Origin of the sequence: Chryseobacterium culicis (assembly GCF_900108365.1) — a bacterium.
Lineage (GTDB): Bacteria > Bacteroidota > Bacteroidia > Flavobacteriales > Weeksellaceae > Chryseobacterium > Chryseobacterium culicis.
Genome location: NZ_FNWQ01000010.1, coordinates 1 through 26,976 on the forward strand (window position 1 = coordinate 1; position 26,976 = coordinate 26,976).

The following is a 26,976-nucleotide window of genomic DNA, read 5'->3' on the forward strand; positions in this document are numbered from 1 at the left end:
CCGATGGTACTGCGAAAGCGGGAGAGTAGGCCGCCGCCAGTTTTTATTTTATTTTTAAAAAACCTTTATCATAACGATAAAGGTTTTTTTGTTTTTATACCCTATACAATACAGTACAATACATACAGTACAGTACAGTACAGTACAGTACAGTACAGTACAGTACAGTACAGTACAGTACAGTACAGTACTGTACAAGACGCCGGTTAATGCACGCTCCTTCTGCATATCCTCAATGCGTGTACAGGGAAGTAACTCAATAGCTCTTCAACCAATTACCCAAAATCCTTAACTCAAAGCAATTTTTAATGATCCAAAAAATTTTATACTCAATTTTCAATTAAATTTCACCAGTTGATGAAAAAATAGTATTTTAGAGCAGCGTTATCCGAAAAGCTTAAATAGAGTAGGAAGCAATTAAAACTAAATAACTATGAAAAATCTAGCAAAGATTTCACGAGAGCGTTTAAAATCACTGAATGGGGGCGCAGGACCTGCATGTCTGGAAGAATTACAATTCAGAATGTGTTATCCTCCTGGATGGCCTAACGGTATCTGCCTGAGCTATTATCAATGTTGTGTGAGACTTGGCGGACCAATAGAATTTTGCAAAGAAGAATATGGTAAATAATATGGTTTTTATCTTAAAAATATAAATTAAAAAACGGCTATCTCCAATGAAATAGCCGTTTTTATTTTCTCTTCTAGGAATTAGATGATCATACCTGTATTACTCCTAAATTGAATTTCTCAGTGATTGGAGCATGATTGGCAGCCTCAATCCCCATAGAAATCCATTTTCTTGTATCCGCGGGGTTAATAATTGCATCTGTCCACAATCTTGCGGCGGCATAAGTAGATTCTGTCTGTTTCTGATATTTTTTTGAAATGCTATCCAAAATTTCGTTGTGTTCTTCTTCAGAGATTTCTTTTCCTTGCTTTTTTAACGTAGACTCCTGAATCTGCGCTAAAACTTTTGCAGCTTGCGCTCCACCCATTACGGCCAGATCTGCCCAAGGCCATGCAACAATTAATCTTGGATCATAAGCTTTACCACACATTGCGTAGTTTCCTGCTCCATAGGAATTTCCTGTAATGATCGTAAATTTAGGAACAACAGAATTTGAAACTGCATTCACCATTTTGGCTCCATCTTTAATGATTCCTCCATGTTCTGATTTTGATCCTACCATGAACCCGGTAACGTCCTGCAGGAAGATCAGCGGTATTTTTCTTTGGTTACAGTTCGCAATAAATCGGGTAGCTTTATCTGCAGAATCAGAATAAATTACTCCTCCAAACTGCATTTCTCCTTTTCCGCTCTTAACCAGCTTTCTCTGATTGGCCACAATTCCTACAGACCAGCCGTCAACCCTTGCCGTTGCACAGATAATACTTTTACCGTAGTCTGGTTTATATTCATCATATTCGGAGTTATCCACAATACATTTGATAATTTCGTAGGTATCATACTGTTCCGCTCTTGAAACGGGCATTATCCCAAAAATATTTTCAGGATTTTCTTTTGGCGGGAAGCTTTCTATTCTGTCAAATCCTGCTTTCTCAGTACTTCCGATAGATTTCATGATGGTTCTGATCCTATTCAGAGCATCTTTGTCATCTTTCGCTTTATAATCTGTTACGCCGGAAATTGAGCAGTGTGTAGTAGCTCCCCCCAGTGTTTCATTATCAATACTTTCTCCAATAGCTGCTTTTACCAGATAACTTCCGGCAAGGAAAATAGAACCTGTTTTGTCCACAATCATAGCTTCGTCACTCATGATAGGTAAATAGGCTCCACCAGCTACGCAGCTGCCCATTACGGCAGAAATCTGGATGATTCCCATAGAGCTCATTTTAGCATTATTTCTGAAAATTCTTCCAAAATGTTCTTTATCAGGAAAAATTTCGTCTTGCATAGGCAGATAAACGCCGGCAGAATCTACCAGATAAATAATAGGAAGTTTGTTTTCCATGGCAATTTCCTGTGCCCGCAGGTTTTTCTTTCCTGTGATAGGAAACCATGCTCCTGCTTTTACAGAAGCATCATTGGCAACGATAATGCACTGTCTTCCGGAAACGTAGCCAATAACCACTACCACTCCTCCGCTAGGACATCCTCCATGCTCTTCATACATCTCATAGCCTGCAAATGCACCTATTTCTATAGAATCTGAATCTTTATCGAGAAGATAATCTATTCTTTCTCTTGCTGTCATTTTTCCTTCATCACGAAGTTTTTGAAGCCTCTTCTCACCCCCTCCTTTTTTGATGTCAGTAAGTAGGCGATTTATTTCTGATAATTTTAATCTGTTCTGATCTTCTCGTTTATTGAATTCGATGTCCATAAAATTTTCAATTTTTTACGCTTAAAGATACTATTTTTATGAGGAATATGGATCGGAAGTAAAACAGATGTTTAATTATTTGGTTTTTAGTAAATTGTGAAATTTTTAACTAAAAATTATTTTCAAATAATTTATATTTTTTCTAACTTTACATAAGAGTAATGGAGGGTGATAACCTCTGAAAATTACTCTGTTCCTAGTTTATTTTTTTAATAGTTTATTATTTGAAGGCCCTGAAAGTTTAACACATTTTCAGGGTTTTTTATGTTCAGACGGTAAACGCTGGTAATATTTTCTATATTCTACAATATTGAGATCGGTGGTATCGTTTTTATATTTTCTGTATTTTTTTACAGGAATGAAGCCAAGTTTTTCCGGAATTTTTTTGCTTGCTATGTTTTCTTCATCCACAGGATATACAATATAGTTAAAAGTAAAATTATTTTCCAGGAATTCTATAAGAGTTGTTATGATTTCGGTTCCCAATCCTTTTCCCTGAGAGTCCTTTTTTAACCATAGCCCAAGCTCAGCAGATTCTGCTGTTATATTATGGATACCGCAACAGCCCACAAAGCTCTTATCAGAATCCACCGCCACCATTACCAGATCTGTATTTTGTGACAAAGTTCTTTTTGATTCTTCAACAAAGTGGACTATATCATTCCTGTTGCCTTGTGGGTTAAAAGGCATATATGTGGTGATATCATTGGTGAAATGCTCCAGAATATCATCTATATACAAATCTTGTACAGGCTGTAAGATTAAATGTTCTGTTTGGATTTCAATATTTGGAGTCAATCTCATCTTAATTTTTGATCTTTGGTCTTTTTATTAAATTAATAGAAAAGGTTTTAAACTGGAAGAAAAACTATTAAAAATTTTATTTTATCATCCATTTATTAACACAAATTTATGTTTTTTTGTAAGATTTATAAAAGCGTATTTGTAAATTTGCACATTTAAAATTCAAAGCAGATAGGTTATGCATAAATTGGCGCTTTTCAGGTTGCACTTAATCGTATTTTTGTGGGGGTTCACTGCAATTTTAGGAAAATTGATTCAGGCCAATGCGCAAATCCTGGTATTTTACAGAATGCTTTTTGCTTCCGTTTTTCTTTTCGTATTCATCAGAGTTTTTAAAAAGGAAAGTATAAAGGTTAGCAAAAAAATATTCTTTCAGCTGGCTGCTATAGGTTTTGCGATGGCACTCCATTGGTACTGCTTTTTTTATTCTATAAAAGTCTCCAATGTTTCTATTGCATTAAGCTGTCTTTCATTATCTACTCTTTTTGCTTCTATTTTGGAGCCAATTATCTTCAAAAGGAAGATAGATATTTCCGAAGTGATCATGGGAGCGGTTATTGTGGCCTGTATACTTTTGATCTTTAAAACAGAATTTCATTTTAAAGAAGGAATTATTTATGGAATTCTATGCGCCATATTTGGAACGATATTCTCTGTTTTTAACGGTAAAATGTTTGGTAAAACAAGCTCTGGTAATATTATTTTTTATGAAATTTTCTGTGGCTGGTTTATTTTAATGTTATTCTATCTGTTTTCAGGTCAAATTTTTCAGATGAACGAAATAAACTACAGAGATCTGGCGTTAATATGCTTATTAGCAAGTGTTTTTACTGCATTTCCTATGTTAGAATCCGTTAATTTAATGAAGTATATATCACCTTTTACTTTAATTTTAACAGTTAATTTAGAACCGGTCTACGGAATTATACTAGCTTTTTTTATCTTTGGGGAATCAGAACATATGAGCCCTATATTTTATATCGCTTCAGGTGTTATGATACTGGCAATCATTGCAAATGGATTAATAAAAGCCAGAAAAACTAAAAACTTAAACTAAGCATCAAATTTATATGATGAAAAAATATTTTTTACTTGCATTTTTACTGCTGTTTGGGCTGTCTCAATCTCAGATAATCAGGAAATACTCCAATGAATTTTTAAATATTGGTGCCGGAGCAAGAGGTCTTGCCATGGGAGGAGCAGTAATCACCAATCAGGATGACGTTTACTCTCCAATGTGGAACCCTGCAGGTTTAATGTCTATTGAAAGAGACTGGCAGGGGGCAGCAATGCACGCAGAATACTTTGAGTCTATTGCTAAATATGACTATCTGGCTTATGCAAAAGTACTTGAGGAAGGTGTTTTTGGTGTTTCCGTAGTAAGACTCGGGGTAGATAACATTTTGAATACAACCCAGATGATCGACTCAGAAGGGAATATTGATTATGATAAAATCACTAAGTTTTCCCAATCCGATTATGCTGCCATTCTCTCTTATGCATTCCGGCCGGGAGGAAATCCTAAGCTTGATGTAGGGGTGAATGCAAAGATTGTTTACAGAAATGTGGGTAAATTTGCAAGTGGTTATGGGTTCGGTTTTGATGTCGGAGCTATTTATAAGGCTGATAACGGCTGGAAATTTGGTGGGATGGTAAGAGATATTACTACTACAGTCAACTTCTGGACGATTAATCAGAAAGAGCTTTCCACTGTTGTAAACGGAGAAGAATTCAACCCTGCGCCTAAGGACAAGCTGGAACTTACAATGCCTAAGCTTAATGTTGGCGCCAGCAAATTATTTGAAATCAACAGCAGTGTATATGTATTGCCGGAGGCAGGTATTAATGTAGATTTTGCTAAAACTGCTTCTTTGATTTCCACAGATTTTGCCAGTATCAGTCCTTATGCCGGAGCTGAACTGGGATATCAGAAAATGATTTTTGTGAGATTGGGGATCAACAGATTCCAGTCTATTACAGATATAGAAGATCTTAAGAGAAAAGTTTCTTTCCAGCCGAGCGCAGGTCTTGGAATAAGATACAGAGGGCTTACATTGGATTATGCCATTACGAATTCAGGGATAGGCGGATCTAACTTCTATTCCAATTTCTTCTCATTGAAGCTGGATATGGGAGCATTCAGAAACGATTAAAATAATAAAAATGAAAAAGGTATCAATGCTGATGTTGGCAGTGTGTTCAACAATAGCTTTTGCACAGAAAGTTTCAGACTACAAATATGTTGCAGTTCCTGAAAAATTTGAAACATTTAAGGAAGATTATAGCTTGAAAGACCTTTTTAGTAAAGCTATGGCAGGGAAGAAATATATAGCACTTCCTGTTATTAAGGATAACTGGCCTTCGGATGCTAAAAATAATTACTGTAATGTGGTTACAGCTGATATTCTGAAGGATAAAAGTTTGTTCAAAAATAAACTTATTGTTCAGTTTAAAGACTGTAATAATAAGATGATTCTGGAAACCAGAGGAAGTTCAAATATCAAAGACTTTGAAGAAGGTTTCCATGACGCTTTGAAACAGGCTTTAATAGCAGTGCCCGTATCTAACCCCGTAGCACTATTACCGGCATCTACTAATGTTGTCTCTGATACATCTGCTATAACGGCAAACACTCAGAAGTCATCTCCTGAGCCTGTTGCAACTGCAGTATCGTCTGAGTCTGGCAATTTCTCAAATGGGAAAGTAAGTCTTCAGAAAATACAGATTGATCCCAGTCAGTTCATTCTGGCTAAATCTGGTAGTTCAGTTCCCTTTGCAGCCTTCAAAACTACTTCTAAGGATTCTGTCTTTATTGTAAAACTGGATAATGGAAGTACAACAGTAGGGTATTTTGAAAACGGGAATATTGTGATTGATATCCCACAGGCGGATGGAAGATATTCAAAAGAAGTATTTGTGGCAAAATAGCGGCACGCATTAACAGAAAAAATAAAATCTAAAAGGCTCTTGAAAAAAGAGCCTTTTATAGTATATATGCTGATGTGTTTTTCATTATTCCGGAAATTTGAAATAGGATTTATCTTTTTACAAAGAAAAAATACTATAAAGAAAAAAGAAAATAAGTTCCAGGTGTAGTATAAATGGAATATTAAAAAGATTTACAAATTGAGGATAATTTTCACAGTATTATTGTTATTAGTTAATAATACTAATTTATGAAAAAAATACAAATAATAATATTATTTGATAAAATATTTATTTATTTATATTTTTTATTGTCGTATTTCATTTTACTTTGAAAAATTGTTGATTTTTTATCCCTTTTGAATGAAATAGAAAATGGCTGTAAAATCCTATGAAAAGTGGATTTTGGTTAAGAAAAAAATAACAGTTAGCCCGGCAGTAATTAATGGGCATTAAAAAACTCCCAAATCACCTTTGCTTTACTTTTTCCTAAAATTTCTTCAAGAGTCTCCAGATTGGCTTCTTTGATGCGTTTTACAGACTTCAGCTTAGAAAGAAGAAGCTCGATAGTTTTCTCCCCAACCCCCGGAATTTCCTCCAGCTCAGATTTTATAGTAGAGTTTTTCCTTCTCGTTCTGTGATGCTTTACTCCGAATCGGTGAGCCTCGTCACGCACACGCTGAAGAATCTTTAATGTCTCGGATTTTTTATCCAGGTATAAAGGTATAGGATCTTCCGGGAAAAAGATTTCCTCCAGTCTTTTCGCGATCCCTACAATGGTAATTTTTCCGTAAAGTCCCAGTAATCTGAGACTTTTTACAGCTGAAGAAAGCTGTCCTTTTCCACCATCAATAAGAATGAGCTGCGGAAGACTTTCTCCTTCATCAATCATTCTTTTATAACGACGGTAGATAATTTCTTCCATGGTTGCGAAATCATTGGGACCTTCCACTGTTTTAGGATGGAAAATTCTGTAATCTGCTTTACTCGGTTTACCGTCTTTGAAAACAACACATGCCGATACAGGATTCGTTCCCTGAATATTGGAGTTATCAAATCCCTCAATATGTCTTGGTTCCACAGGCATTCTCAGAAGTTTCTGCATTTCTGCCATAATTCTGTTGGTGTGTCTTTCAGGATCCACAATCTGGACCTGTTTAAGCTTTTCCAGACGATATTCCTTCGCATTTTTTTCAGAAAGCTCTACAATTCTTTTTTTGTCTCCTACTTTAGGAACTATCAGTTTCACATTGGGTATTTCTACAGACAAATGGAATGGCAAAAGAACTTCCTTAGAATCGGAAGAAAACTTCTGCCGGATTTCTATCAAAGCTTCCTCCATAATATCTTCATCTGTTTCTTCAAGAATTTTTTTGATTTCTGTAGTGAAACTTTGAATGATATTCCCATTTCGTATCTTGAAGAAATTAACATAGGCTGCAGTTTCATCACTGGTCATCCCGAAAACATCCACATCATCAATATTGGGATTGACTACCGTATTTTTGGCCTGATAATCTTCCAGTATGTCCAGTCTTTCTTTAATGATCTGAGCTTCTTCAAATTTAAGGTTAGATGCCAGTTTCATCATCTGATTGACCAGATAATCTTTGGCTTTCCGGAAATCTCCTTTGATGATTCCGCGGATGGCATCTATTTTTTCATCATAATCTTGCTTGCTTTCTAAATCTTCACATGGCCCTTCACAATTTTTGATATGATATTCCAGGCATACTTTGTATTTTCCGTCTGCTATTTTGGAAGGAGAAAGATTCAGATTGCAGGTTCTGAGTTTGTAAATATGTTTTATGGTGTCCAATAAAATCTTTGCAGGACGTACTTTCGCGTAAGGGCCATAATATTCTGATCCATCTTTAATCACATTTCTCGTCAGAAAAATCCTTGGGAAATCTTCATTTTTGATGCAGATCCACGGATAAGTTTTATCATCCTTCAGCATGACATTGTAAAACGGCTGATGTTCTTTGATCAGATTGTTTTCCAATAAAAGTGCATCATATTCACTGTTTACAATAGTTGTTTCCAGCCTTTGGATTTTACTAACCATTATTTTGATTCGGTATCCGGAAAGATTCTTGTTAAAGTAGGATAGAACCCTCTTTTTCAGATTTTTTGCTTTCCCAACATACAAAAGCTGTTCATTTTTATCATAATAACGATAAACGCCGGGTTCGGATGGTAAAGTTTTGAGCTGTAGTTCTAAAGAAGGATTCATACAACAAAATTAAGGAAACTTTCCCTATTTAAAAAAAGAAAAACCTGCAGATGATTCTACAGGTTCCGGTATTTAGATTGAATGTTTTATCCGTGGTTCATTTCAGTATATTGGTAAATAAGAAAGCTCAAATAGTTCCACTCTACAGAATTTTTCGGATATTTTTTTATGAATTCCGCATTATCTCCAAATAAAAAATCGTAGTTGTCTTCAAAGTCATCTTTGTGAAGCCATATTACCTTACTGCCTTTCCTTACATAATAGGATTTGATAACACCACCCCCAAAAGCTGGAGCACCTACAAAGCCTGTAGTAGCTGTTTCTGATGCAAACGGATCGTGATAAACGGAAATAAGCTCATTAAATTCAGGATTAATAACCTGCATTAAAAAAGCTCTGGGTTCTTTTTTGTTTTTCAAAGAAACAATCTGGTTTTCATAGAGAACAGCATCATCGGTTACCGATTTACTGTATTTCTTGGTACTGTAATTTCTCATGTTGGAAATAAATTTTGCCGCTTTCATGGACTTTTCAGTCTCAGTAGGATATAAGTACATTTCAGCAATATCTGCTGCAGTAAATTTCATAGGCTTTTTGGTATCCACATCTTCTATGGTGATAGAAAGAATTTGCCCTTTCTGCCTTTCCCATGATTTGCTGTAGCCCTGATGTTCCGTATTATCCTTTAAAATAATGGTAGAAACTTTTTTATCTGTTGCTGTATTAAAGCCTTCGTTAAACAGATAACGGTTCATTTCTTTTCTTTCTTCCTTTGAATATTTTACTTTCTGTGCAAAAGCAGCTGTACCTGCAACGCATAAAGCAAGCAGTAGAGTTTTCATTCTCATGTATATTGGTTTTAATTTTCGGGGCTAAAAGTAACAAATTAATTCACTTCTTTTTATAAAAATCTACAAGATTGAAATTTAGTTTTTCCAATTATTGTTAAATGCGTAATTTTAAGAAAATTTTTTAGAAATGATATACGGGGTAGATGTTTTTACTTTCCATGATGTTCTGGAAATCTGTAAAAAGCCAAATAAAGCGAAACTCAACAAAGCCGCAAAGGAACAAATCTTAAAATCTCAGAAAAACGTACAGAAAATAGTAGAGTCCGACAGATGTGTTTATGGAATCAATACAGGATTCGGGCCATTATGTGATACCAAAATCTCAGCTGACGAAACCGCTCAGTTACAATATAATCTGATTATTTCCCATGCAGTAGGCGTTGGAAAACCTATTGATAAAGAATTCTCCAAAATCATGATGATTGCTAAAGTGCACGCACTTTCAAAAGGGTTCTCCGGAGTTTCTCTGGAAGTGATTGAAAGAATGATCGTGATGCTGGAAAAAGATATCATTCCTGTAGTGCCGGAACAAGGGTCTGTAGGAGCTTCAGGAGACCTTGCCCCGCTGGCACACTTGGTACTGCCTTTACTTGGTTTAGGACAGGTTTGGGAAGGAGATCAGATCTTCGAAACAATGGATATTCTGAATAAACATGATCTGGAACCTCTGGCTTTAGGGCCGAAAGAAGGATTAGGATTAATTAACGGAACTCAGTTTATCCTTGCTCATGCCATTAAAGGACTCGAAAAATTTGAATATTTATTAGATCTTGCAGACATGACGGCTGCCATGAGTCTGGAAGCATACAGAGGTTCTGAAAGCCCCTTCAAAAAAGAACTTCATGAGATAAGACCTTTTGACGGCAGTAGAAAAGTAGCGGCAAGAATGCTTAAATTTTTAAAAGGATCAGAAAATATGAAAGCTCACGAAGATTGTGAGAGAGTTCAGGATCCTTACTCTATGAGATGTGTGCCACAGGTTCACGGAGCAAGCAGAAATGCTTTTGAGCACCTTAGAAGTATGGCAGAAACCGAATTGAACTCGGTAACGGATAACCCAATTGTATTAAGCTCTGAAGAATCTATCTCAGGTGGAAACTTCCACGGACAGCTGATGGCACTGCCATTAGACTATGCTACACTGGCGGCTGCAGAATTAGGGAATATTTCAGACAGAAGAAGTTACTTATTATTAGAAGGAAAGTATGGCCTTCCAAGGCTATTGACAGAAAGCTCCGGACTTAATTCCGGATTTATGATCCCGCAGTATACGTCTGCCGCTTTGGTTACAGAAAACAAAACATTGTGCTTCCCGGCATCAGCAGACTCCATCCCTACAAGTTTAGGACAGGAAGATCACGTTTCCATGGGAAGTATCTCCGGAAGAAAATTCAATCAGGTTCTTGGAAACCTCGTCAATATTCTGTCTGTAGAGTTGATGTTTGCTGCTCAGGGACTGGAATTCAGAAGACCTGCAAAATGCTCTAAAGTGATTGAAGAAAACTTTGCAATACTTCGTACTAAAGTTGCCAAACTTGAGGATGACAGGCTGATCGGAAAAGATATGCTGGCGATTGCAGAACTGATCAATGAGAGAAAATTTGTGGTGAACTAATCCCAAGTAAAGGCTTCCGAAAGGGGGCTTTTTTGTTTACAATCTTTAAATCCTTCAATTTTTAAATCTTTACATTAATTAAAAATGCACATCCTCAGAACAGATTCTACCCATAAAGATTTTCAGAATCTTGTAAAATCCCTCGATGCCACTTTGTCTGAGCATAATGGAGACCATGATGATTTCTTTGCTCAGTATAATAAAATTGACACGATCAAAAACTGTGTTATCGTTTATATTGATGCTGTTCCGGCAGCTTGCGGAGCATTCAAAGCTTTTTCCGAAGATACAATAGAAATAAAAAGAATGTTCACCAATCCGGAATTCAGGAAAAAAGGACTGGGTTCAGCGATTATAAAGGAACTGGAAAGCTGGGCCGCAGAATTGAATTTTAAAAAGGCGGTTTTAGAAACTTCTCAGGATCTGAAAAATGCTATTTCCGTGTACGAAAAAAGCGGATTTTACAGAATACCCAATTATGGACAATACGTTGGAATAGAGCAAAGTGTCTGCTACGAGAAGATATTGTAATTTAATATTCATGTAATGCTAAATTCATTTTTTTTAAGTTTTTAATTCCCGTTAAAGTGTTATATTGTGGTTCCAACCAAAATAATAACATTATGAAAAAAACTGTATTCCTACTGGCAATATTTTTTGCCTTAAACTCCTGCTCCCGAGAAGAACTTCAGAATGAAAATGTAAAAACAGAAATGGCACAGAAAGATCCACTGACTGCCAAGCAAATCAATGAAAGGATCAATCAGGCTATTAAAACAGATGGCACTTTCAACTGGAAGAATGAATCTGATCACTTTGTATGGAGTGCTGTTTTCCGCGGAAACAAAATGGTATCTATCGGCTTTGGAGCTTCTAAAGATGATTTTGACAGAAGTAAATCGCCTAACAGCGGTGATATGGAAAAAGAAGTCCTTTCTGTCATCAGAAAATATGAAGGAAAGGAAGAAAGAAATTTCCTTCTTCTTTCAGATCAGTATCTTAATCAGATGGATGTGGTGATAGAAAATGAAGAAACCATAGCTGCTCTGAGACAAATGAAAAACATCCGGTATGTAGAGCCGGCAGACTATCACTATTTTGAATTTGAAGCGCAATATAATGCTGCTGCAAAATCTTCAGGAAGCGGTTCATCAGGTTGTGGCTTTTCCTCAGCAACATTAAATGCAGCAGACTATACATCTACTACGCCCAGTGCAAAAATTCCCTGGGCTTTTGCAAAGCATAATATTCCTGATGCATGGAGCTACAGCACAGGTGCTGGCGTTACAATAGGACTTATTGATACAGGCGTTTCTCCTGAGCAGACTTTACTGGGAGGAAGTTTTAATAATGGTGCTTCTTCAGGAAGAACAATCAGTAAAATCGGAGTGTATAATTCTGACGGATCCGGAGATCAGTGCGGGCACGGAACAAAAATGGCGTCTGTAATGGCCGCTCCCCGAAATAATGCTGGATTACCGGTAGGAGTTGCCTACAATGCCAGCCTGATCGCTTACAGAGCCGCAGAAAACGTTGTTCTTGAAACATCAAGCGAGCAGACAGCTGTAAAAACAGCGTTTACAGAACTAGGAAACAATACGAATGTAAAAATCATCTCTATGTCGATGGGACATATCTTTTCCGTTGGAAAAATTGAAGACGGAGTTAAATATGCTTACTCTAAAGGAAAACTGATTTTCTGTGCCGGAGGAACTTCTACCAGCTTTACTAATTTTGTAGGGGTTATTTTCCCTGCATCCATGTCGGAAACTCAAGCCATCACAGGGGTAAAAGAGAATACATCCAATCAGAAATGTGATGTTTGCCACTCCGGAAGTCAGATCGACTTTACTTTCCAGATGGAGAGACCCTCAGGAAATACGGTTCCTGTATTGAGCTATTATAACGGACAGGCAGATTATGTAGGAGGTTCTTCAGTAGCGACGGCAGCTACTGCTGGAATTGCAGCGTTGGTTTGGGCTAAGAATCCGTCATGGACGAGAGAGCAGGTGCTTAACAAAATGAGACAGTCTGCCACCTATTATCCCAATGTAAATTCAAGCTACGGCTACGGAAACATCAATGTTCTGAAAGCAGTACAATAAATATTCATTTCATAAAAAGAAAAGGAAATATCTGTATAAGGTATTTCCTTTTTTATTTTGAGCATAAAGCAGTTATCCGATTCTTACACTCGTCATACTTAATGATCCCCCGATAAGCTCATCATTGAATAAAGTAAGTTCTTCAGACTGATCTTTTAAGCCTAAAGTATACAATAGAGGCAGATAGTGATCAGGCGTGGGGACTGCATACTGTAGAAAAGTTCCCTGCTTCTGATAATCAATAATATTCTGAAAATTATCGTCAAGAAGCCAGTTATTGGTCTTTTCTCTTGCTTCTACTGCCCAGTCCCAGCCGGCACCCACCGTATTGATGTTTTTCCAGTCGATGAGGCGGAGGTTATGCACAATATTTCCGCTTCCAATAATCAGGATCCCTTTTTCGCGGAGCTTATTGAGTCTTTTGGCCAGATCATAATGATACTGCGGAGGTTTTGTATGATCAATGCTTAGCTGAATGACAGGAATATCCGCATCAGGATACATATGTTTAATCACTGACCATGCACCATGGTCAAGACCCCAGCTGTGGTCTTCTTCCACCTCTGCGGGAAGAAGAAGTTCTGCCGTTTCTCTGGCTAATTCCGGACTTCCCGGAGCAGGATACTGCACATCAAAAAGTGCCTTGGGAAAACCATAAAAATCATGGATGGTTTTTGGCATATCCATAGCCGTTATAAAAGTTCCGTCTGTATACCAGTGGGCGGAAATACAAAGAATTGCATTCGGTTTAGGAATTTCTGAAGCTGCTTTCCGGAAACCCTGTACAAACTGATTCTCTTCAATGGCATTCATAGGATAACCATGTCCAAGAAATAAAACAGGCATTCTTGGGGTGCTTTTAAAACTGTTGCTTATGTTTTGAAGATCGTTGAGGTTCATACAGATAAATATTGAAGATCATAAAAAATAAAAGGTCCAAGGCTTTTAGACAAATCCCTGAACCTTTTGTAATATATGTTATTTACTATGCCTGTTTTACAAACTGTAATTCACCAGCTACTTTTACATCATCACTCACCATTACACCACCTGCTTCAAGCGCTGCATTCCAGTTTAATCCGAAATCTTTTCTGCTGATTTTTCCTTCAAAAGAGAAGCCTGCTTTGGTATTTCCCCAAGGGTCTACATTAATTCCTCCGAAGTCTACATCAAGATTAACAGGTTTTGTAATTCCGTTGATGGTAAGATTTCCAACGATAGAATTATTTAAAGCCTGAGATTCAAATGTGATGGTAGGATGTACTTCAGCATTGAAGAATTCTGCAGATTTTAAGTGGTTATCTCTGTCTGTATTGTTGGTGAATACAGAATCCGTCTGGATGGTTGCAGTTGTTTTTGCATTTGCAAAAAATTCATCTTCAGAGTCTATTTCTGCGGTGAAAGTTCTGAAACTTCCTTTAACGTTAGAGATCATCATGTGTTTTACTTTGAAAGTAATTTCACTATGCGTAGGGTCTAAAATCCATTTTGTTGCCATTGTATTTTATATTTTTTGTTTGTTATTGATAATGCAAATTTAGGATAGAGAGCATATACAAGTCATTGATATAGGATAAGAAATAAGTTTTTGGGTAAATTGTCAATTTTGCTTCACAAGTGAATGGTGAATACCATAGCTTTTCAACAACTAAAAATTGACAAGCGCAGCAGATTGATTATTCACAATTGACTTATTCTAAAATTCTACTATTAAGGTAAGGAATAATTTCTTTTAACGTATGAATTTCATTTTATGAATGTTTTAATTTAACATTTCTTAACGATTGGTTTTTATTTCTTATTTTTGGTGGATTCAATTTTATACAATGAGACTACATAAATTTTCTTTATTGATGCTGGTTTTAGGCAGTTCTGCATTTGCCCAGACCCAAAAGTTTACCATGGCAGAGGCTGTAAATGGAATGAGAACCAACCTTGCTGTGAAAAATATTTCTCAGTTTTCATGGGCTGCAGACGGAAAATCATATATCCAGGCAGTGAAAGGCGGTTATCTGATCACAGATCTCAAAACCAACAAACAGGATACTCTGATCTCGTTGAATCAACTGAACAGAAACCTTTCCAATGCTAAGCTTAAAGCTGTTCCTCCCATTAAATTTACAGGAAATACCAAGGGATACTTTACTACCGATGGTAAAATGTCATGGATCGAGAAATCAGGAAATGACTGGAAGGTTAAAAATACGGCAACAATTGATAAAGATGCTGCGAATGTGAAAATGTTTGGTGACGGTGAAACTTTCGCCTTTACCGCAAAGAATAATTTATTTGTAAACAGAAACGGAAAAACCATTGCTGTAACCAACGAAACCAATGAAAATATCATCAGCGGACAGGCGGTTCACAGAAATGAATTCGGTATTGATACGGGAATTTTTCCTGCTCCCAACTCTGAAAGTGTAGCATTCTATAAAATGGATCAGAGCATGGTAGCAGATTACCCGATCATCGACTGGTCTGTAACCCCTGCTGTAAACCACAATATCAAATACCCAATGGCCGGGCAGACTTCCCATCAGGTAACATTAGGGGTTTTCAATATCAAAACCCAATCTACTGTGTTCTTAAAAGTGGAGGGAGAAAAAGATCAATATCTGACGGCCGTTACATGGAGCCCGGATTCAAAATACATCTTTGTAGGAGTTCTGAACAGAGGCCAGAATCATATGAAGATGAATCAGTATGATGCTGCTACAGGAGAATTGGTGAAAACTTTATTTGAAGAAACAGACAGTAAATACGTAGAGCCACAGCATCCGCTTACTTTTTTCCCTAATTCTAATACAGACTTCATATGGCAGAGCCAGAGAACGGGCTACAATCATTTGTTTCACTACAGCCTTGAAAAAGGACTGATATCTCAAATCACAAAAGGGGACTGGCTGGTAACCGATATCTTAGGATTCAATGAAAAGAAAAAGGAAATCTATTTTACTTCTACAAAAGAAACTCCTTTAGAAAGACATTTATATAGAATCAACTGGACCAACTTCAAGATGCAAAAGCTGGATGATGCAGAAGGTATGCACATTGGAACATTGAGCAGTGATGGAAACTATCTTTATGATGCATACAGCAATGCCAATTCACCGAGAGTGGCCAACATTATCAATACAGCGAACTTAAAAACTACGAATATCCTGACTTCTGAAAATCCATTAAAGAATTACCAGAGACCGGAAATTAAAAACGTTACACTAAAAGCAGATGACGGAACTCCTTTGTACGGAAAGATCATTCTTCCTACAAATTTTGATCCGAATAAAAAATACCCAACTATTGTTTATCTGTATAACGGACCCCACTTACAGCTGATCACCAACAGTTTTCCGGCATCAGGAAATCTATGGTATGAATACATGGCTCAGAACGGTTACGTTATTTTTACCATGGACGGAAGAGGTTCTTCTAACCGTGGACTGAAATTCGAGCAGGCGGTATTCAGAAATCTGGGAACTACAGAAATGAATGACCAGATGAAAGGAGTAGAGTACTTAAAGTCACTTCCTTATGTAGATGGAGACAAAATGGGAATCCATGGATGGAGTTTCGGCGGATTTATGACAACCAGCTTCATGCTCCGTAAACCGGATGTATTTAAAGTAGGAGTAGCAGGAGGGCCGGTAATCGACTGGAGCATGTACGAGATCATGTACGGAGAAAGATATATGGATACTCCTCAGGAAAATCCGCAGGGATATGCAACGGCTAATCTTCTGGATAAAGTGCAAAACCTGAAAGGGAAATTACTGATGATCCATGGAGCTCAGGATGATGTCGTAGTATGGCAGCATTCTATTAAATTTATTAAGTCTGCTGTGGATAACGGCGTTCAGCTGGATTATTTTACGTATCCGGGACATCCGCATAACGTGATCGGGAAAGACAGAGTTCACCTGATGCAGAAAATCACAGATTATTTTGATCTGTATCTGAAGAAATAATAATACAATCCAGTCTAGCTTTAGGCTGGATTTTTTGTTTCGCTAAAAAGGATTAGGATTTTTTGAAAACGCAAAGGCGCAGAGTGTATTGAATAGAGCATATTTTAAGACTCAAGGATTTTATCTGCGATAAAATTGTACAGTTCTAATACTATATGTACAAATCTTTGCTGAAAATCTTTGATTTTCTTGCATCTTAAAACAGTATAAATATAAAAAATCCTTGCGCCCTTACGTTATCCAACAAAAAAATCCTCAGTATTCAACAGCCCTTCCGATCTTAACAAACATCAATGTTTTTGATTTTGCATAGTGGTACTTTTGTAGTACTAAAATCAACAATATGGAATTAGGAATAGGAATGTTCGGAGATCTGGCTTTAGACCCGTCTACCGGAAAATATAAAGATGCAGGAATCAAAATCCGTGAAATACTGGATCAGGTAAAATTCATGGATGAGGTAGGAATTGATGTTTTCGCAATGGGAGAACACCACCGTCCGGATTATGCTGTTTCCTCTCCGGAGATCGTTTTGGCAGCAGCAGCAAGCATTACCAAAAATATAAAGCTGGCCAGTGGAGTGACTGTTTTAAGTTCTTCTGAACCGGTAAAAGTATATGAAGATTTTTCAACACTGGATCTTATTTCAGACGGAAGAGCAGAGATATTCGTGGGACGCGGAAGTTTCATTGAATCATTTCCCCTCTACGGTTATTCGCTGAATGATTATGAACAATTATTTGACGAAAAATTAGAATTATTGCTGAAAATCAATTCAGAAGAAAATGTAAGCTGGTCTGGAAAGCTTCGTGCTCCGATGCAGAATCAGACCGTTTATCCAAGGGCAAAAAATGACGGTAAACTTTCAATCTGGAGAGCTGTTGGAGGAACTCCCCAGTCTGTTTTGAGTGCAGCACAGCTTGGAATGCCTTTAGTGGTAGCTATCATTGGAGGAATGCCAATCCAGTTTAGAAATCTGATCGAGTTCTATAAGCAGGAATACCAGAAAGCAGGGCACGATGTTTCGAAAATGCAGATTGCGATTCATTCGCATACTTTTGTAAGTGATGACCAACAAGTAGTGGATGGATATTTCCATAATTATAAATCCCAGATGGATAGGATAGGAGCATCCAGAGGATGGGCACCTTACACAAAAGCTCAGTATGAGGGCGGAAGAAGCAAAGACGGAGCATTGTTTATAGGAAGTCCGGCAGAAGTAGCCGATAAAATTGCTTACATGAAAGAAATTTTCGGAATTACAAGATTTATCGGACACATGGATGTGGGGGATCCTGCCCGTGATGTGATGATGAAGTCTATAGAATTGTTTGGAAATGAAGTGAAGCCTGTTATAAAAGGGCTGTAAAAACAGAAGTTTATGAGGAGCAAAAGCCACAGAGAGATCTTTGTGGCTTTTGTTGTTTATATGTAATATCATTAAACAATTTCAATCAGACTGCCTCTTTCCTCGTCTTTAATAATGTTGAGTGCTGTGGGGATTTTTTCTTTCAGCTCTTCAACGTGCGAAATAATTCCTACAATCCTGTTTTCTTTCATCAGGCTGGTGAGCGTTTCAAATACAATATTTACAGATTCCGTATCCTGGGTACCGAAACCTTCATCTATGAAGAAGAAGTTTTTATCTGCCTGCGCATTGGCCTGAACACTTTCTGCGAGCGCTAAAGCAAGGCTCAGAGATACCTGAAATGCCTGTCCTCCCGAAAGTGTTTTTACATTTCTGCTCTTTCCCTCGTTGAGATAATCTATGATTTCAAAATCGTTATTTTCATTGAGCTGAAGGCTCAGCTGATTTCTTGTCATGCGGTGAAAACGTACATTGGCATGATCACAAAGCTGTCTCAAATAAATAGACGAAACGTATTGTACAAAACCTGCTCCTTTAAATAGGTTTATCATAATCTTTAAATTTTCCGAACGTTTCTGCAATTTTACAAGCTCTTTTAAAAGAGTCTCTTTCTTCACAAACTCTTTTTCCAGTCTGTCTATTTCTGCAATTTTAGTCACTACAGAATCACTGATTTTTTTCTGTTCAGTTTGCGCTTCAAGAAATTGCTGCTCAGCCAGAGAAAACTGCTCATTATCAAATGAAAGCCCTTTAAGCTTGAGCTCGAGCTCTCCGATGAACTTTTTTAAAGCTTCAAATTCTACTTTAAAATTCTGAATTTTGGCTCTTACTAATTCAACATTGATTTCCTGAAGTAAAATATTCTCCACTTCTTTAAATTCACTGAAATTTTGATCAGCCAAAGCCTTCGCCACCGCGCCTTCATTATCAGAAATTTCTTTTTCCAGTTCTGTAATCTGTTTCTCAGACTGACTGACAATGGTTTTTTGCTCTGCTAATTTTGGAGAAAGAATTTTTTCCTGTTCCAATGCCTTTTGATAATTTGCCTCAATTTCTTTATTAGATTGTACCAGCTTTTGATAGGTTTCTTCAATCTCAGCTTTTTCTTTCTGGATGTATAAATTCCAATCCAGAATCTTAAGGCCGGAACGGCTGATATTGATCTGTTCCTCCTTTGAAACTTCTTCCAGACGGAATGCTTCCAGAGCGCTCTTATACTTTTCCAAAGTTTTGGTTTCCCTTTCCAGATTATCTCGTTCCAAAGCAATATTCCGCTCAGTTTCTTCAATCTTTTTTTCTAAAGTAAATGAGTACGCCCGTTTTTTTTCAAACTCCTCTTCCTGATCTGGTGAAAATGTTTTCCAGTTGAATTTCTGAATATGATCTTCAATACTTTTCTGAATCTGAGCCGTAATTTTCTGCTCAGAAAGAAGCTGCTCTTCAAAGATTTTTTTACGGTCCAGGATTTTTTCAACCTCTGCTTCCTTCCTTTGAATAGCAGTTATTTCCTGTTCTAAAGATGTTATTTTCTCCTGAATTTCCTGCAGCTCAGCATTCACATCATGAAATTCCACAATATGCGGATGTTCCTGAGATCCGCAAAGAGGGCAGTTCTCACCGTCATGAAGTTCGCTGGCGAAACGGGAAAGTTCTTTTTGAATTTTAAGATGATCGAGCTTCTGGGAAAGTTCCTTTTTCTTAGTTTCTAAAGTTTCTTTTATAATCCTGAAATCTTCTTTATAATTTTCGGTATAAACAAATGGCTTTAATTGTTCTTCAATTTCTCCAATCTGCTTTTGATGTTTCTCGATCTTTTCGGTTTGTTCCTGAAGTGATTTTTTTAAATTCCTTTGCTGAATAAACCAGCTGCTCACTTCGGAAAGCAAAGAAGAATCAAGTTTCTGTTCTTTTAAAGTATTAATCTGTGCAGAGAATTCATTAATGGCCTTTTGAATTTTCTCTTTATGAAGATCTACTTCTTTTACTTTCTCGGAGCCTTTTTGAGTTCTTTCATTCAGAATTTTGATTTCCTCGGAAAATCCGATCATTTGAAGGATAAGGCTTACATCATTTTCCTGAATTCTGGATTGCTCCAAAGCTTTAAACTGAGGTTCAAGAGCTGAGAGCCTTTCTTTTACGAGATTAAAAGCTTTTTCAGTTTCCTGCCGGTTTTTGATCTGTTGTTCTTTCTCATCTTGCTTGACCGAAATCTCTTTTGAAAGCTTATTTTTTTCAACAATTAATGGGTTGAATAGCCTGAAAACACGGTCATACAATATCGCCTGTACTTCCAGAGCATCCATTTGAGACTTTTCCTGAGAAAGTATTTCGAATTTTTCTTTATTCTGCTGTAAACTGTTAAAGTCGCTTTTTAAACTTTTCAGCTGTTGATAAACCTGGGAAACCTTCTCCAGCTTTTCATTGGATTCAGAGAGCAGTTTCTGTTCTTCTGTCAGCTGTTCTTTCTGGAGTGTGATTTTCTCTTCATTGATCTCTTCAAATCCTTTTAACTGTCCTTCAAGCTGGTCCAGTTCGGATCTGTTTTTTGTATTGAGTGCAGCAACATTATTTTGAAGATCAAATTTCTGAAGGTTAAAGATCTCCTTCATCATATTCGTTCTTTCTGCAGCGCCCAATTCAAGGAATTCTTTGAACTGACCCTGCGGAATTATGATTGTCCTTTTGAAGTTGGAATAGCTTAACCCGATAATGGATTCTGCATTTGAATGGTCTAAAGGAATCCATTGGCCATTAATATTTTCATAAAATGTAACAGCATTTGGTTTTACCTCTTCGAATTTCTTGGAATTTCGCTTAAAATCGCGGGTAGCACGGAAAAGCTTATTCTCGTAATTCACAAAATCAAATTCAATGTAAGAGCTGTTTGACTTTAAATTCATCATGTTGTAAGCTCTTTTGTCACGCATGTTCAGACGTTCCGTTTCGCCGTATAAAGCAAACGAAATAGCTTCAAGAACAGAAGACTTTCCGGAGCCCACCGCACCGAAAATTCCAAACAGCCCGGCTTCAGTAAGATTCCTGAAATCAATAGTCTGGCGTTCTTTGTACGAATAAAGTCCTTCGATCGTTAATTGAACAGGGATCATGGCTTACGCATTTAAAATTTCGTTAAACAAATTCATCAGTTCCTCATTGGCTTCCTGACCGCCATTTTTAGATTTAAAATAATCTTTGAATAAAACATCAATATCCTGACTCAAATTAATTTCACGGGTTTGATTCTCGCCCAATTCAAGATTTCTGATTTTGGGAATAAGATGAACAATTCCGTTATGAGACTGATAAATCAACCTTCTTTCGTCAGCTGTTAAGAAAGTTTCGCTTTCCAGTGTAAGTTCAATAAATGTATTTGGATTTTCACTCATCCATTGAACGGCGTCATCAATGGAAGTAAATGTTTTCCTTACTAAAGCTCTTCCGCCAGACAGTACTTTTTTCTCATAGATAACTGCTTTTCCAGGCTCTGCATCAATAATGGAAACATACTTCGTCTGTCCGGCTTCACTGAAGCTGTAGCATAAGGGAGAAGAGGAATACACAACGGGTTTTTCTTTTGTTCCAATGTTCTGAAAACCATGGAGATGGCCTAATGCCGTATACTGAATCTGCTCAGGAATACTGTCTGAAAAAATCAGGTCTGCATTGCCTATTTTAATAGGCTTTTCTCCTTCCGGTTCTTCCAGGATTTCTGAACCCCTTTTGTTCATATATAAATGAGCGGTAAGAAGATTCACTCCGGCGTTATCACAAAACTGATCAGCAAGGTTTTTCCAGTTCTGGGAAAGCACTTTGTTAATTTCTTCCTCCTTATTTTCTCCAAAATATTCTTTTAAGCGGATCTCATTCGCGAAAGGAGTATGAAGTACACGGACCGGAAAATCTATTCCTTCAATTTCAAGTTCAATAAAACCTTCTTTTGAGTGGGTAATGCTGAAATGTTCTGTTCCAAAAGGAGTGATTTCAGCTTTTGGATGTCCTATCAAAATAATTCCGCACTCTCTTGCCAGAGGATCCGGAGCATTAATTAAGCTGGGAGAATCATGATTACCCGAAATAGCAATTACCGGACGTTTCCCATTCAGGGATAAACGTTTTAAGGTTTTATAAAAAAGTTCAGCAGACTCTACACTTGGATTGAAATTATCAAAAAGATCTCCGGCAATTAAAACCAAATTAACATTTTGTTCATCAGCAATGTGAACAATTTCATTCATAACAAGAGCCTGTTCTTCCAGTCTTGAAAAACGGTCGAGGCGTTTACCCAAATGCCAGTCGGCTGTATGCAGAATTTTCATAAAAAGTTGATCTTTGTTTACAGTAAATAGATAAAATTACAACGGATTTATCGCTCATTATCAGTTTCCTTTGCTTTAAAATCCTCTAAAATTTGTTTTAAGCGTGCTTTTCTTTCTACCTCGGCATTTTGTATTTTCCGTTTTTTCTGATCGATCTTCTTTTTATTTTTTTTTCGGTTTGCATCATTATTTTTACTCATATTTATCGGTAAGAAATAGCTTCCTCAAAAATAAGAAACAAAAAGGAAGAAGGGGGGTGGATTTCCATATAAACTTATAATAAATTAATTTAGCAAAAAAAAAGATGGAACAACAGTCCAAAGATCCTCTGCATGGAAAAAGGCTGGATGCTATTCTTGAAGAGCTGGTAGAATACTACGAAGGTTTTGAAAGACTAGGCGAACAGATCAATATAAAATGCTTTACAGATAACCCCAGTATAAATTCTTCCCTGAAGTTTTTAAGGAAAACCCCCTGGGCAAGAACTAAAGTAGAAAGTCTCTACCTCTTTATGCTGAGACAGAAAAAAAGAGATGAGGGCAGAAGCAATAAAGGGTAGAAGTTCCTGAATCATTATAGAATTCGTTTAAAGTATAAAGAAGATCTGTTTTTCTTTATGTCTTTCATAGTTTCCTTCTTCCATCCCACAGCTTACGGGCTCATTGAATCATTTCAAAAATAGTATATTTGTAACATTAATCGTGAAACAAAATCACGAAAAAAAGAAAAAATATGACAATTGAAAACAATCACGTTGTAGCTGTAAAGTATATACTTCACACTATCGAACCAGATGGAAGTAAGATTCTTGTAGAAGAAACAACAACAGAAAATCCGCTTACATTTTTGTATGGTGTGGGGATGATGATTCCTAAATTTGAACAGAATATCCTTGGTTTGAAAGCTGGAGATAAAGCTGCTTTTACGATTCAGCCTGAAGAAGCTTATGGTGAAAGACAACCGGATGCTATCGCTCAACTACCAGTGGAAATGTTCAACGAATCAGGTCTTCCGCCTGTAGGAGCTATTTTACCGCTATCTGACAACCAGGGGAATAATTTCCAGGCTTTTGTAGTAGAAATTACTCCGGAAGTGGTAGTAGCAGATCTTAACCATCCTATGGCGGGTAAAGTTTTAGATTTCCAGGTGGAAGTTCTAAACACTCGTCCGGCAACAGAAGAAGAGTTGGCACATGGCCACGCTCACGGAATTGATGGAAACGAATCTCACTAAAAAATAATGTAAAGTTCGTTTTTACGGACATTTTTTAGATAAAAAATAAGCCGCAGATACTTCTGTGGCTTATTTTTATTTATGTGGCTACATTAGGTGTTGAATGCTTGGCATTCCCCTCGGTGGCGAAAATTCAAAGAATTTTTGACGGGATGGTTCTATACGCAAAGCATTACTCCACAATATATTCCTCAACAGCTTTCCTAATCCAAAAACTCCCCTGAAACATAATACCAGCGCTCATGCATTTTCTGAAAAACAGAAAACTCATGATGAATCTGCTGGTGACCATCCTGATCGGTATAATAAGCCTTAAATTCCACATGATTTAAAGCCGGAGTTCGGATAATTTCCAGTTTTGTCCACTGATTAATTTCTCCCCATTCCTGAAGCTCTTTCTTGCTGTGGAATTTTCTTTTTCCGGGGAGAGTTGTCTCCATCAGATATTCACCATTCGGGATGGCAAAAGCAGAAAATCGGGAACGCATTAGTGCTTCAGCGGTAGGAGCATGGTTTTCTCCGGTATGATAAGGTTTACAGCATTCTTCGTAAGATTTTCCTGAACAGCATGGACAGTTCATATATGGTATTTTAAATTTTGAATTGCAAAAATAATGAATCTCATTAGAAACGGCCTTCTGTATATTTGAATTTTATAATGGCATTAATATGCTGAATGATAATATCTTCAATAGGAACGGGCTTTAGCCCGTTCAAAATAAACAAACAAAATCCATCGGCTTCAGCCGAAACATAGAAAATTTTATTTATCACAAATAGGTATAAAAAAAGAAGCACTCTAATTAAAGAATGCTTCCTGTTGATTTATTTTATAAACCCTCTGTTTCTCAATAAAGGCTTGATATCCGGATCATGTCCCGTAAAATCTCTGAATGCCTGATTCAGGTCCACAGAATTTCCTACAGAAAGAATATATTTTCTGAAACGGTCACCATTTTCTCTGGTTAACCCTCCGTTTTTACTGATCCATTCCCAAGCATCATTATCCAATGTTTCGGACCACAGATAAGCGTAGTATCCTGCAGAATATCCACCGCCCCAGATGTGGGCAAAGTATGGAGTGTGGTATCTTGGAGGTACCGTTGCCAGATTGAATCCATGGCTGGCTAAAGACTGCTTCTCAAAATCCAGAACCGGAATAAACTGACTCTCATTGCTTACGGTATGCCAATCCATATCAAGTTCAGCAGCAGACACCAGTTCAGTAGTCATGTAACCCTGATTAAAAGTGGATGCTTTTTTAATTTTATCTACCAAAGCCTGAGGAATAGGCTGTTTTGTTTCATAATGTACAGCGTAATTTTTCAGAACAACTGGATCCAAAGCCCAGTGCTCGTTGATCTGAGATGGGAATTCCACAAAGTCTCTCGGTACGTTTGTTCCTGAAAGTGAAGGGTATTTCTGGCTGGCAAACATCCCGTGAATAGAGTGTCCAAATTCATGGAAGATAGTGGAAACATCATCATAACTGATTAATGAAGGCTTCCCCGGAGCCGGTTTCTGATAATTGTAGCAGTTGACGATAACAGGTTTTGTTCCTAATAAATAAGACTGCTCAACAAAATTACTCATCCATGCTCCACCGTTTTTAGAATCTCTGGTATAGAAATCCAGATAGTAGATTGCGATAGATTTTCCGTCATGATCGAAAACCTCATAGGTTACTACATCCGGATGGTAAACAGGAAGATCAGTTCTCTTTTTGAATGTCAGTCCGTAGAATTTTTCAGCGGCGAAGAAAACTCCTTTTTCAAGAACGGTTGTGATTTCGAAATAAGGCTTTATCTGGCTCTCGTCAAGATCGAATTTAGCTTTTCTTACCTGCTCGGCATAGAAATTCCAGTCCCATGGCTCTACTTTGAAGCCTCCTTTTTGCTGGTCAATTAGATCCTGAATATCTTTTGCCTCACGTCTTGCCGTTTCTACTGCCGGAGTGGCAATCTGATTCATCAGTTTAGTAGCTGCCTCAGGAGTTTTTGCCATCTGATCCTGCAGTTTCCATTCAGCAAAGTTTTTCTTGCCTAAAATCTGCGCTTTCTTCAGTCTTAGTTTCGCCAATTGTTCAATGGTTGATCTGGTATCGTTGGCATCTCCTTTTTCAGCTCTTGTCCATGAAGCTTTGAACAGCTTTTCTCTGGTGGCTCTGTTTTTTAAATTTTGAAGAAGAGGCTGTTGTGTCGTGTTTTGTAAGGCCAGAAGATATTTTCCCGGTTGTCCGGCCGTCTTAGCATCAGAAGCTGCTGCTGCAATCTCATCTGCAGAAAGTCCGTCCAGTTCCTTTGCATCAGAGAAAAATACACCTCCCTGCTTTCTTGCTTCCAGTAATTTATTAGAATATTGGGTAGAAAGAGATGCTAACTCCTGATTGATCTGCTTTAGTTTTTCTTTATCAGCCGCGGAAAGGTTAGCTCCGGCAATTTCAAAATTCTGCTTATAATATTGTAAAAGTCTTTTGCTTTCAGAATCAAGACCGTCTTCCCTGATGGATTGTATTCTTTTATAAAGATTTTCATTCAGGTACAGTTTATCAGAATGAGCAGCAAATATAGGAGCATATTCTTCATCCAAAGCCTGTAAGGTAGGATTGGTATTTGCACCGGTAAGGTTAGAAAAAACAATTTGAGCCCTTCTCAATACTTCACCGCTTTTTTCCAATGCAACGATGGTATTTTCAAATGTAGGAGCGGCAGGATTGTTCGCAATTTTTATGATTTCAGCTTCATGCTGCTTTAAACCAAAGTCGAAAGCAGGTTTGAAATGCTCATTTTTAATTTTGTCAAACTCCGGAGCTTCGTACTGAAGCTTGCTTTTCTTCATAAACGGATTGGAAGATAAAGAGGGATCAGGTGCAGGAAGCTCCTGTTGAATATCGGTCTGTTTCATTGTAGTACAAGATTGATTGAACGCCAAGGCAGAAATTAATAATACCGATGAAATATTCTTCATAAATATAGTTGTTATTAAAGCATAAAGATATTAAAAACTTGTATCATAAAATCTATTTTCGGAGACGTATTTACTGAAATGATATGCTGTATGTTTTAGAGTTACTAAGTTAAGTCTGTTAGATACAGAAAGGTATTGTAAAAAATCAGTACGCCAGGCTCTTGCAGTATTTTTAAATGTAATGTAATATTTTTTATAAATTAGTTGTTATTTAATTAAAGAAATCAACAAAAATAATTAAC

The 26,976-nt window shown here is 37.2% G+C and carries 23 protein-coding genes; 12 read left to right on the forward strand and 11 right to left on the reverse strand.

The window, feature by feature from the left end:
* A partial coding sequence (locus BLW74_RS22745) for a hypothetical protein (RefSeq protein WP_228425012.1) occupies positions 1-210 on the forward strand: 210 nt, incomplete at its 5' end.
* A 223-nt stretch (positions 211-433) separates the two neighbouring features.
* A complete protein-coding gene (locus BLW74_RS22270) occupies positions 434-631 on the forward strand; it encodes a bacteriocin-like protein (RefSeq protein WP_139265777.1) in 198 nt (65 codons plus the stop codon).
* Between the two features lie 88 nt (positions 632-719).
* On the opposite strand, the gene BLW74_RS21550 is transcribed toward BLW74_RS22270, so the two are convergent.
* Both BLW74_RS21550 and BLW74_RS21555 read right to left on the reverse strand, forming a co-directional pair.
* Complete coding sequence (locus tag BLW74_RS21550; protein ID WP_089696805.1) at positions 720-2,348, reverse strand: acyl-CoA carboxylase subunit beta; 1,629 nt, start codon at positions 2,346-2,348, stop codon at positions 720-722.
* A gap of 252 nt (positions 2,349-2,600) precedes the next feature.
* Positions 2,601-3,152 carry a GNAT family N-acetyltransferase gene (locus BLW74_RS21555; protein ID WP_089696808.1) on the reverse strand — a complete coding sequence of 184 codons (552 nt, stop codon included), beginning with the start codon at positions 3,150-3,152 and terminating at the stop codon, positions 2,601-2,603.
* Positions 3,153-3,330: 178 nt separating this feature from the next.
* Here BLW74_RS21555 and BLW74_RS21560 point away from each other — a divergent pair, with 178 nt between their 5' ends.
* Genes BLW74_RS21560 through BLW74_RS21570 form a run of 3 tightly spaced genes read left to right on the forward strand, consistent with a single transcriptional unit; the run spans position 3,331 to position 6,080 of the window.
* Entirely contained in the window at positions 3,331-4,209 is an 879-nt protein-coding gene (locus BLW74_RS21560; protein ID WP_089696810.1) for a DMT family transporter, read from the forward strand.
* A gap of 13 nt (positions 4,210-4,222) precedes the next feature.
* A complete protein-coding gene (locus BLW74_RS21565; protein ID WP_089696813.1) occupies positions 4,223-5,305 on the forward strand; it encodes a putative type IX sorting system protein PorV2 in 1,083 nt (360 codons plus the stop codon).
* Between the two features lie 10 nt (positions 5,306-5,315).
* Positions 5,316-6,080 (forward strand): hypothetical protein, encoded by a 765-nt coding sequence (locus BLW74_RS21570; protein ID WP_089696818.1) that lies wholly within the window; start codon positions 5,316-5,318, stop codon positions 6,078-6,080.
* 439 nt (positions 6,081-6,519) lie between these two features.
* Here BLW74_RS21570 and uvrC read toward each other — a convergent pair whose 3' ends face one another.
* Complete coding sequence (gene uvrC, locus BLW74_RS21575) at positions 6,520-8,313, reverse strand: excinuclease ABC subunit UvrC (RefSeq protein ID WP_089696822.1); 1,794 nt, start codon at positions 8,311-8,313, stop codon at positions 6,520-6,522.
* Between the two features lie 86 nt (positions 8,314-8,399).
* A complete protein-coding gene (locus BLW74_RS21580) occupies positions 8,400-9,155 on the reverse strand; it encodes a hypothetical protein (protein WP_227413307.1) in 756 nt (251 codons plus the stop codon).
* Positions 9,156-9,291: 136 nt separating this feature from the next.
* On the opposite strand from BLW74_RS21580, the gene hutH reads away from it, so the two are divergent.
* The 3 genes from hutH (at position 9,292) to BLW74_RS21595 (ending at position 12,884) form a co-directional block, all read left to right on the forward strand.
* Positions 9,292-10,779, forward strand: coding sequence for a histidine ammonia-lyase (gene hutH, locus BLW74_RS21585; protein ID WP_089696829.1), 1,488 nt, complete (start codon positions 9,292-9,294; stop codon positions 10,777-10,779).
* Between the two features lie 84 nt (positions 10,780-10,863).
* Positions 10,864-11,310 carry a GNAT family N-acetyltransferase gene (locus BLW74_RS21590; RefSeq protein WP_089696832.1) on the forward strand — a complete coding sequence of 149 codons (447 nt, stop codon included), beginning with the start codon at positions 10,864-10,866 and terminating at the stop codon, positions 11,308-11,310.
* 92 nt (positions 11,311-11,402) lie between these two features.
* Positions 11,403-12,884, forward strand: a complete 1,482-nt coding sequence (locus BLW74_RS21595; RefSeq protein WP_089696836.1) for a S8 family peptidase — start codon at positions 11,403-11,405, stop codon at positions 12,882-12,884.
* Positions 12,885-12,956: 72 nt separating this feature from the next.
* Here the strand turns inward: BLW74_RS21595 and ygiD are convergent, their stop codons facing one another.
* Both ygiD and BLW74_RS21605 read right to left on the reverse strand, forming a co-directional pair.
* Positions 12,957-13,784 (reverse strand): 4,5-DOPA-extradiol-dioxygenase, encoded by an 828-nt coding sequence (gene ygiD / locus BLW74_RS21600; protein WP_089696840.1) that lies wholly within the window; start codon positions 13,782-13,784, stop codon positions 12,957-12,959.
* 85 nt (positions 13,785-13,869) lie between these two features.
* Positions 13,870-14,382: a YceI family protein gene (locus BLW74_RS21605; RefSeq protein WP_047428539.1), complete on the reverse strand. Its 513-nt coding sequence runs from the start codon at positions 14,380-14,382 to the stop codon at positions 13,870-13,872.
* 328 nt (positions 14,383-14,710) lie between these two features.
* Here BLW74_RS21605 and BLW74_RS21610 point away from each other — a divergent pair, with 328 nt between their 5' ends.
* Together BLW74_RS21610 and BLW74_RS21615 are read left to right on the forward strand one after the other, a co-directional pair.
* A complete protein-coding gene (locus BLW74_RS21610; RefSeq protein ID WP_089696844.1) occupies positions 14,711-16,849 on the forward strand; it encodes a S9 family peptidase in 2,139 nt (712 codons plus the stop codon).
* Between the two features lie 343 nt (positions 16,850-17,192).
* A complete protein-coding gene (locus tag BLW74_RS21615; protein ID WP_089696847.1) occupies positions 17,193-18,218 on the forward strand; it encodes an LLM class flavin-dependent oxidoreductase in 1,026 nt (341 codons plus the stop codon).
* Positions 18,219-18,289: 71 nt separating this feature from the next.
* Here BLW74_RS21615 and BLW74_RS21620 read toward each other — a convergent pair whose 3' ends face one another.
* The 3 genes from BLW74_RS21620 to BLW74_RS22585 are packed head-to-tail and all read right to left on the reverse strand — an operon-like array spanning position 18,290 to position 22,734.
* Entirely contained in the window at positions 18,290-21,325 is a 3,036-nt protein-coding gene (locus BLW74_RS21620) for an AAA family ATPase (protein WP_089696849.1), read from the reverse strand.
* Between the two features lie 3 nt (positions 21,326-21,328).
* A complete protein-coding gene (locus BLW74_RS21625) occupies positions 21,329-22,534 on the reverse strand; it encodes a metallophosphoesterase family protein (RefSeq protein WP_089696852.1) in 1,206 nt (401 codons plus the stop codon).
* Positions 22,535-22,581: 47 nt separating this feature from the next.
* Complete coding sequence (locus BLW74_RS22585) at positions 22,582-22,734, reverse strand: hypothetical protein (protein WP_164723326.1); 153 nt, start codon at positions 22,732-22,734, stop codon at positions 22,582-22,584.
* 104 nt (positions 22,735-22,838) lie between these two features.
* On the opposite strand from BLW74_RS22585, the gene BLW74_RS21630 reads away from it, so the two are divergent.
* Both BLW74_RS21630 and BLW74_RS21635 read left to right on the forward strand, forming a co-directional pair.
* Positions 22,839-23,093, forward strand: coding sequence for a VF530 family protein (locus BLW74_RS21630; RefSeq protein ID WP_089696855.1), 255 nt, complete (start codon positions 22,839-22,841; stop codon positions 23,091-23,093).
* A 173-nt stretch (positions 23,094-23,266) separates the two neighbouring features.
* The gene (locus tag BLW74_RS21635) at positions 23,267-23,767 is read left to right on the forward strand and encodes an FKBP-type peptidyl-prolyl cis-trans isomerase (RefSeq protein WP_089696858.1); all 501 of its coding nucleotides are present in this window, start codon (positions 23,267-23,269) and stop codon (positions 23,765-23,767) included.
* A 203-nt stretch (positions 23,768-23,970) separates the two neighbouring features.
* On the opposite strand, the gene BLW74_RS21640 is transcribed toward BLW74_RS21635, so the two are convergent.
* Both BLW74_RS21640 and BLW74_RS21645 read right to left on the reverse strand, forming a co-directional pair.
* Positions 23,971-24,348 carry a YchJ family protein gene (locus BLW74_RS21640; RefSeq protein WP_089696861.1) on the reverse strand — a complete coding sequence of 126 codons (378 nt, stop codon included), beginning with the start codon at positions 24,346-24,348 and terminating at the stop codon, positions 23,971-23,973.
* 244 nt (positions 24,349-24,592) lie between these two features.
* Positions 24,593-26,734: a M3 family metallopeptidase gene (locus BLW74_RS21645; RefSeq protein ID WP_089696863.1), complete on the reverse strand. Its 2,142-nt coding sequence runs from the start codon at positions 26,732-26,734 to the stop codon at positions 24,593-24,595.
* Positions 26,735-26,976: the final 242 nt, after the last annotated feature.

What these genes read in the sequence shown, in the direction of transcription:
- BLW74_RS22270 (WP_139265777.1), top strand. Translation starts at nt 434, where the DNA reads ATGAAAAATCTAGCAAAGATTTCACGAGAGCGTTTAAAATCACTGAAT.
- BLW74_RS21550 (WP_089696805.1), bottom strand. Translation starts at nt 2,348, where the DNA reads ATGGACATCGAATTCAATAAACGAGAAGATCAGAACAGATTAAAATTA.
- BLW74_RS21555 (WP_089696808.1), bottom strand. Translation starts at nt 3,152, where the DNA reads ATGAGATTGACTCCAAATATTGAAATCCAAACAGAACATTTAATCTTA.
- BLW74_RS21560 (WP_089696810.1), top strand. Translation starts at nt 3,331, where the DNA reads ATGCATAAATTGGCGCTTTTCAGGTTGCACTTAATCGTATTTTTGTGG.
- BLW74_RS21565 (WP_089696813.1), top strand. Translation starts at nt 4,223, where the DNA reads ATGATGAAAAAATATTTTTTACTTGCATTTTTACTGCTGTTTGGGCTG.
- BLW74_RS21570 (WP_089696818.1), top strand. Translation starts at nt 5,316, where the DNA reads ATGAAAAAGGTATCAATGCTGATGTTGGCAGTGTGTTCAACAATAGCT.
- uvrC (WP_089696822.1), bottom strand. Translation starts at nt 8,313, where the DNA reads ATGAATCCTTCTTTAGAACTACAGCTCAAAACTTTACCATCCGAACCC.
- BLW74_RS21580 (WP_227413307.1), bottom strand. Translation starts at nt 9,155, where the DNA reads ATGAAAACTCTACTGCTTGCTTTATGCGTTGCAGGTACAGCTGCTTTT.
- hutH (WP_089696829.1), top strand. Translation starts at nt 9,292, where the DNA reads ATGATATACGGGGTAGATGTTTTTACTTTCCATGATGTTCTGGAAATC.
- BLW74_RS21590 (WP_089696832.1), top strand. Translation starts at nt 10,864, where the DNA reads ATGCACATCCTCAGAACAGATTCTACCCATAAAGATTTTCAGAATCTT.
- BLW74_RS21595 (WP_089696836.1), top strand. Translation starts at nt 11,403, where the DNA reads ATGAAAAAAACTGTATTCCTACTGGCAATATTTTTTGCCTTAAACTCC.
- ygiD (WP_089696840.1), bottom strand. Translation starts at nt 13,784, where the DNA reads ATGAACCTCAACGATCTTCAAAACATAAGCAACAGTTTTAAAAGCACC.
- BLW74_RS21605 (WP_047428539.1), bottom strand. Translation starts at nt 14,382, where the DNA reads ATGGCAACAAAATGGATTTTAGACCCTACGCATAGTGAAATTACTTTC.
- BLW74_RS21610 (WP_089696844.1), top strand. Translation starts at nt 14,711, where the DNA reads ATGAGACTACATAAATTTTCTTTATTGATGCTGGTTTTAGGCAGTTCT.
- BLW74_RS21615 (WP_089696847.1), top strand. Translation starts at nt 17,193, where the DNA reads ATGGAATTAGGAATAGGAATGTTCGGAGATCTGGCTTTAGACCCGTCT.
- BLW74_RS21620 (WP_089696849.1), bottom strand. Translation starts at nt 21,325, where the DNA reads ATGATCCCTGTTCAATTAACGATCGAAGGACTTTATTCGTACAAAGAA.
- BLW74_RS21625 (WP_089696852.1), bottom strand. Translation starts at nt 22,534, where the DNA reads ATGAAAATTCTGCATACAGCCGACTGGCATTTGGGTAAACGCCTCGAC.
- BLW74_RS22585 (WP_164723326.1), bottom strand. Translation starts at nt 22,734, where the DNA reads ATGAGTAAAAATAATGATGCAAACCGAAAAAAAAATAAAAAGAAGATC.
- BLW74_RS21630 (WP_089696855.1), top strand. Translation starts at nt 22,839, where the DNA reads ATGGAACAACAGTCCAAAGATCCTCTGCATGGAAAAAGGCTGGATGCT.
- BLW74_RS21635 (WP_089696858.1), top strand. Translation starts at nt 23,267, where the DNA reads ATGACAATTGAAAACAATCACGTTGTAGCTGTAAAGTATATACTTCAC.
- BLW74_RS21640 (WP_089696861.1), bottom strand. Translation starts at nt 24,348, where the DNA reads ATGAACTGTCCATGCTGTTCAGGAAAATCTTACGAAGAATGCTGTAAA.
- BLW74_RS21645 (WP_089696863.1), bottom strand. Translation starts at nt 26,734, where the DNA reads ATGAAGAATATTTCATCGGTATTATTAATTTCTGCCTTGGCGTTCAAT.